This window comes from Alteromonas sp. 4NH20-0104 (genome assembly GCF_057547795.1).
In genome coordinates this window covers 1-1,128 of the sequence record NZ_BAAJLP010000074.1, presented here as the reverse complement: position 1 = coordinate 1,128, position 1,128 = coordinate 1, and the positions used below count along the sequence as shown (strand labels likewise).

Here is a 1,128-nt window from a genome sequence, read left to right as displayed (position 1 = left end):
TTCTAACCATGCTTTGCAATGCGCATTTGCATGCGTATAATTGGTGGTGAGATTAGTTGGAGTAATAAAAATGCAAGATTTATATGACATCCATGCCCCCAAAAAAGCGACAAATTTAAGCTTAAACAGCGATTTATTGCAAAAAGCTCGAAATTTAAAAGTTAACCTGTCCGCAACATTAGAGCAAGCACTTAAAGACAAGCTAAAAAATGTTGAAGCAGAGAAGTGGAAAAAAGAAAACAAAGCTGCCATAGCTGCATACAACGAGTTTGTTACTGAGAACGGTTGTATAGGTGATGAGTACCGGAACTTCTAATGGCGCAGTTTGATGTTTACAGAAACCCAAGCAAAAAAACGAATAAAGCTTACCCCTTTCTTGTTGATGTTCAAAATTCTGTAATTGAGCAGTTAGCAACAAGGCTGGTTGTACCGTTAACAAATAGCAATACTAGAAACAGTCTTTACATGAAAAAATTGACTCCGGAGATAGGATTCGAGGGCGCAACATACTTATTTTTAGCCCAACAACTTAGTTCTATACCCGAAGACGTGCTCAATGATCGCATTGGTTCATTAGAGCAATCCAGAGAACTGCTGATAGATGCAATAGACTTCGCTATTACTGGAATATAACGCCCTAATTTGGTGGCACAAACGCGTGGGCTATACTGCGAAGCAGAGCCCGCGTGTTTGTGTCTTCAACATTGTTTGTTATGCGTGCGAGACACTTGCCCTTCGCGGCTTTGCCGCCAGCACCTGCAACAACAAACTGTTGATTTAAATAAAAACAATTACCTTAAAACAACCCTGAGCGAAAAGCCAGATGATAAAGCGGTGGCTCGATAAGTGAACTGGCTGAGAAAATTTTGAATTGCAGACTTCTGGTGTTACCTGGCCAAATCGAATAAGCGTTTCTAAAGTAGGGTTTAAAACTGGAAACGGTAGGCACTGATACAACCTATTGAAACTACCTAGCCCTAACCAGCTACCGCAGCACCAAACACATGAGAAATGACAACGGCGCATAACACCCCAAGAAGGGGCAATTGCACGCAGGCTAAAATACGGAACGAAGTGACGCAGCCCATGTGTTAGCGTCCCAGCGAGCTTGCGAGCGATTTAATGCGT

2 protein-coding genes are annotated in these 1,128 nt (G+C 42.1%); both read left to right on the top strand.

The genetic code is table 11. The features are described from left to right. The first annotated feature begins 70 nt into the window (after nucleotides 1–70). Nucleotides 71–316 carry a type II toxin-antitoxin system CcdA family antitoxin gene (locus AC27IB_RS23475; protein ID WP_296052634.1) on the top strand — a complete coding sequence of 82 codons (246 nt, stop codon included), beginning with the start codon at nucleotides 71–73 and terminating at the stop codon, nucleotides 314–316. Further along, entirely contained in the window at nucleotides 316–633 is a 318-nt protein-coding gene (locus tag AC27IB_RS23470; RefSeq protein WP_487124058.1) for a CcdB family protein, read from the top strand. Before AC27IB_RS23475 ends, AC27IB_RS23470 begins: the two co-directional genes overlap by 1 nt. Nucleotides 634–1,128: the final 495 nt, after the last annotated feature.

Bases quoted from the DNA above. Each gene is read 5' to 3' on its own strand.
- AC27IB_RS23475 (WP_296052634.1), top strand. From the start codon at position 71: ATGCAAGATTTATATGACATCCATGCCCCCAAAAAAGCGACAAATTTA.
- AC27IB_RS23470 (WP_487124058.1), top strand. From the start codon at position 316: ATGGCGCAGTTTGATGTTTACAGAAACCCAAGCAAAAAAACGAATAAA.